This is a genomic window from Zavarzinia sp., from assembly GCF_049306435.1.
In the GTDB taxonomy this organism is placed as follows: domain Bacteria; phylum Pseudomonadota; class Alphaproteobacteria; order Zavarziniales; family Zavarziniaceae; genus Zavarzinia.
The window spans coordinates 1-4,751 of sequence record NZ_JBAQRT010000314.1; the positions used below are offsets into that span (position 1 = coordinate 1).

Genomic DNA, 4,751 nt, shown 5'->3' on the forward strand with positions numbered 1-4,751 from the left:
ATGCCGGGAAGGCCGCCGCGCGGGCCCGGCACCGGCGCGGCCGGCGACGGGGGGGGCGCGGAGGAGGCGGAAAGGTCCTGGCCGGTCACGATATCGCCTCGTCCGCGTTCTGCGAGGCGACGATCTCGCGATAGGCGGCGCAATCCCTCATCAGTTCCTCGTGATTTCCCGACGCGGCGACCGTGCCCTGATCGAGGAGCAGGATCCTGTCGGCGTGGCGCACCGAGGAGACGCGCTGGCCGACGATCAGGGTGGCGGATCCGGCACCGCGGGCGGCGAGGGCGGCCCGCAGCCGCGCATCGGTCGCATAGTCGAGGGCGGAGAAACTGTCGTCGAACAGGTTGACGGGCGCGCGGCGGACGAGGGCGCGGGCGATCGCGAGGCGCTGCCGCTGGCCGCCGGAGAAATTGCCGCCGCCCTGCGCGACCGGCGCGGCGAGCCCCTGCGGCAGGGCCGAGACGAAATCCCGGGCCTGGGCGACCTCGAGCGCCTGCCAGAGCTCGTCGTCGCTGGCCTCGGCCCGGCCATAGCGCAGGTTGTCGGCGATGGTGCCGGAAAACAGGAAGCTTTCCTGCGGCACGAAGCCGATGAGCGACCACAGGCGGTCGAGGGAGAGCGCCCTGATATCCAGCCCGTTCACGCGAATGCTGCCGCCGGTGACATCGAACAGCCGGGCGATGAGATTGACGATCGTGGTCTTGCCCGAGCCGGTCGCGCCGATCACGGCCAGGGTCTTGCCGGGCTCGAGGCGGAAGTCGATGCCCTGCAGGATCGGGCGCTCGGCCCCGGGATAGGCGAAGGTCACGTCGCGGAACTCGATCTCGACGCCGCCGCCGACCCCGGGCGGCACATCCGCCGGATGTTCCGCCTCGACGACCGAAGACGAAGTCTCCAGGACATCGCGGATGCGGCGCGCGCTGACGACGGCGCGCGGGGCCATGACAAACAGCATCGAGGCGATCATGACCGAGATCAGGATCTGCATGATATAGGCGAGGAAGGCGACGAGCGCGCCGACCTCGAGGGTGCCGGCGATGATCCGCCCCGCCGCGAACCAGACGAGGGCGATTGCCGTCAGATGCATCACGAGGTGGGCCAGCGGCATGTTGAGGGCCATGGTCCGGCCGACGCGAAGGGCGGTCGCGGTCAGGGCGTCGTTCGCGACCGCGAAGCGCCGGTGTTCGTGATCGTCGCGCACGAAGGCGCGGATCACGCGCAGGCCGACGATCTGTTCCCGGACGATCTGGTTGATCCGGTCGAACTGCCCCTGCATACGCGCGAACTGCGGCAGGGCCAGGGCCATCAGGATGCCGACGAGCACGGCCAGCGCGGGAACGCTGACCCCGAGGATGGAGGACAGGCCAGGGTCCTGGTGGATGGCCATCAGGACGCCGCCGATCCCCATGATCGGCGCGGTCACGATCGTCGTCAGCACCATCACCAGGAAGGTCTGGACCTGAAGCACGTCGTTGGTCGAGCGGGTGATCAGGGACGGCGTGCCGAAGCGCCGCATCTCGTGCAGCGAGAAAAGCTGAACCCGGGCGAAGACGGCGGAGCGCAGATCCCGGCCAAAGCCCATCGCGATGCGGGCGCCCAGCCAGGCGGCGGCGACCGAAAACAGGATCTGGGTCGCGGCCGCGCCCAGCATCAGGCCGCCCATGCGCGCGATATAGGGCATGTCGCCGCGCAGGATGCCGATATTGATGATATCCGCGCTGAGGGTGGGCAGGAGCAGCGCGGACAGGGACTGGACGATCTGACACAGGACGAGGGTGGCGATCATGCCCCGGTAGGGCGCCCACAGCCGCCGCCAGAGGGGGGCGGAATGCGCCTTCGCTGGCCCCGAATCGGCCGGGCGGGGTGAATTCTCGATCTTGGCGGCGACCGACTCCATGCTGTTCCGGCTCCGGGCTCTTGCCCCTGAACTGGTGCCTGTCCTTCAGGGCGAATACAAGACGGGAAACAGGACCGCGGCGCGGAGGAGGCTTGCGCCCACGGTATTCGGCACCGCTTGACCCGCGGGCCGTTGCTCCGTCAACTCCGCCCCGGGTCCGGCCGAAGGCGTGCGTCATCCGCTCACCATGGTGCTGTCGCTCGTCAAGGAGCTGGCGCTCGCGGATATAACGGTGCTGATCGGTGGCGGCTGGCGGGGAGTGGGGGCCAAATGAAGTTGCGACGTCTGTTGTTCGTGCTCGCCCTGCTGACGGCGGCTGGACCGGCCCTGGCCGAGGATATGGTCGTCGACGGCGGAATTTTGGGACAGGTCCGCGTCCTGCCCCCGGTGGGGGAAATCCGGGCGGTGACCTTGCTGATTTCCGATCGGGTCGGCTGGGATGCGATGGCCGATGCGGCGGCCGGGCGGCTGACCGCGCGCGGCATCGCGGTCATCGCCGTCGATTTGCCGATGGCTCTCGCCCGGATGGCGGCCGAGCGGGATGCCTGCGTCTCGCCCCAATGGGCGGCGCAGGACGTCAGTCACGAGGTGCAGCGGCGCCTGGCCCTGCCGACCTATGAACTGCCGTGGATCGCGGGGATCGGGCAGGGCGCGACCGTCGCCCTCGCCCTCGCCCGGCAGGCCCGGGCGGCGACCTTCGCCGGTGTCGTCGGCGTCGATTCCCGGGCCTTGCCGGCGACCGACAAGCCGCTGTGCCCGCCGGATGATGTCGTCGACATGACCGGCTCGGCCGTCTCGTCCCATCGCTACGGTTTCGCCGACGCGGTGCAGGCCAGGGCGGGCATGAACGGGGTCGATCCCGTCAAGATCTCGCTGCCGCCGGATCAGGCGCTGGCGGTCCGACTGCTGTATCTGGTCGGCAGGACCACGGCCGGGGATGCCGTCGACGCGCTGCCCGTGACCGAGCTTCCGGTCGCGGCGGCCCATGGCTTCCTGGCCATCGTCTATTCCGGCGACGGCGGCTGGCGCGATCTCGACAAGGATATCGCCCAGCACCTGCAGTCGCAGGGGGTGCCGACGGTCGGTCTCGACATGCTGCGCTACTTCTGGAAGAAGCGCGACGCCGCCGAAAGCGCGGCCGATCTCGCCCGGATCATCGCCCGTTACAAGCGCCAGTGGGGGGTGCGGAAGGTCGTGTTGATCGGCTATTCCTTCGGCGCCGATATCCTGCCCGCGCTCTATAATCTTTTGCCCGAGGCGGAGCGGTCCTCGGTGATGCAATTGTCCCTGCTCGGCCTGTCGGACCGGGCGGCCTATGAGGTGACGATCGGCGAATTCCTCGGCGGCGACAGCGAGACGACGCCGACACGGCCCGAGATCGACCGCATCCCGCCCGCGCTGATCCAATGCATCGCCGGCGGCGGCGACGAAGAGGCGATCTGCCGGGACTTGAAGGCGGCGGGCATCGAAGTGATCGAGACCGCGGGCAGCCATCATTTCGATGGCGATTACCCGCGCCTCGCCCAGATCATTCTCGACGCCGCCATCCGCCGCGCCGGAGGCAAATAGCCGTCACACCCTTTCGTAGAGCGTGACGACGCAGGCGCCGCCGAGGCCGAGATTGTGCTGGAGCGCGAGGCTCGCTCCCGCGACCTGGCGCTTGTCGGCGGTGCCGCGCAGTTGCTGCACGAGTTCGGTGCATTGGGCAAGGCCGGTGGCGCCCAGCGGATGGCCCTTGGACAGCAGCCCGCCCGAGGGATTGGTGACGAATTTGCCGCCATAGGTATTGTCGCCGTCGTCGACGAATTTCTGCGCGCCGCCTTCGGGGCACAGGCCGAGGGCTTCATAGGTGATCAATTCGTTATGGGCGAAACAATCGTGCAGCTCGACGACGTCGATATCCTCGGGACCGACGCCGGCCGCCTCATAGACTTGGCGGGCGGCGGATTTGGTCATGCTGGCGCCCACCACCTCGCGCATGTCGCGCGCCTCGAAGCTGACCGGCGTGTCGGTGGTCATGGCCTGGGCGCGGATGCGCACCGAGGCGTCGAGCCCGTGGCGGGCGGCGAAACTCTCGGAACACAGGATGGCGGCGGCGGCGCCGCAGGTCGGCGGGCAGGCCATCAGCCGGGTCATCACCCCCGGCCACATCACCGGCGAGGCGAGGACGTCGTCGGCCGTCAGCACGGTGCGGAACAGGGCGACAGGGTTGTTGGCAGCATGGCGGCTGGCCTTGGCCCTGATCTTGGCGAAGGTTTCCAGCGGCGTGCCATATTGCTGCATGTGGGCAAGGCCGGCGCCGCCGAAATAGCGCAGCGCCAGCGGGATCTCGGCATGGCCGACCAGGTCGGCGGTCGCGTCGTCGAAGCGCTGGAACGGGCTCGGCCGGTCGGCGAAGACCGAGCCGAGGGCGCCGGGGTTCATCTGCTCGAAGCCGAGGGCGAGGGCGCAGTCGACCGCGCCGCTCTCGACCGCCTGGCGGGCGAGGAACAGGGCGGACGAGCCGGTCGAGCAATTGTTGTTCACGTTGAAGACCGGAATGCCGGTCATGCCGAAGTCGTAGAGCGCGCATTGCCCGGCGGTCGAATCGCCGTAGACATAGCCGACATAGGCCTGCTGGACCGTCGCGTAGTCGAGGCCGGCATCGGCGAAGGCGGCGCGCAGGGCTTCGGTCGCCATTTCGGGATAGGGCTTGTTGGCCCCCGGCTTGACGAAGGGAATCATGCCGACACCGGCGACTACGACCTTGCTCATGGACATCTCCTCGATCGGAACCATCGCGCCGGCTGAATCCGGCGTCGTTTCGACGATCAGTCTAACGCATGGCGCTTTCCTCGCCCCCCTCCCCATTGTGGAG

Annotated in this window: 3 protein-coding genes; 1 reads left to right on the plus strand and 2 read right to left on the minus strand. The window is 68.8% G+C overall.

Features of this window, described 5'->3' with window-relative positions; translation table 11 throughout:
* Positions 1-85 precede the first annotated feature (85 nt).
* Positions 86-1,894 (minus strand): ABC transporter ATP-binding protein, encoded by a 1,809-nt coding sequence (locus tag WAZ62_RS17535; RefSeq protein WP_422644830.1) that lies wholly within the window; start codon positions 1,892-1,894, stop codon positions 86-88.
* Between the two features lie 270 nt (positions 1,895-2,164).
* On the opposite strand from WAZ62_RS17535, the gene WAZ62_RS17540 reads away from it, so the two are divergent.
* Complete coding sequence (locus WAZ62_RS17540; protein WP_422644831.1) at positions 2,165-3,463, plus strand: virulence factor family protein; 1,299 nt, start codon at positions 2,165-2,167, stop codon at positions 3,461-3,463.
* A gap of 3 nt (positions 3,464-3,466) precedes the next feature.
* On the opposite strand, the gene WAZ62_RS17545 is transcribed toward WAZ62_RS17540, so the two are convergent.
* Entirely contained in the window at positions 3,467-4,648 is a 1,182-nt protein-coding gene (locus WAZ62_RS17545) for a lipid-transfer protein (RefSeq protein WP_422644832.1), read from the minus strand.
* Positions 4,649-4,751: the final 103 nt, after the last annotated feature.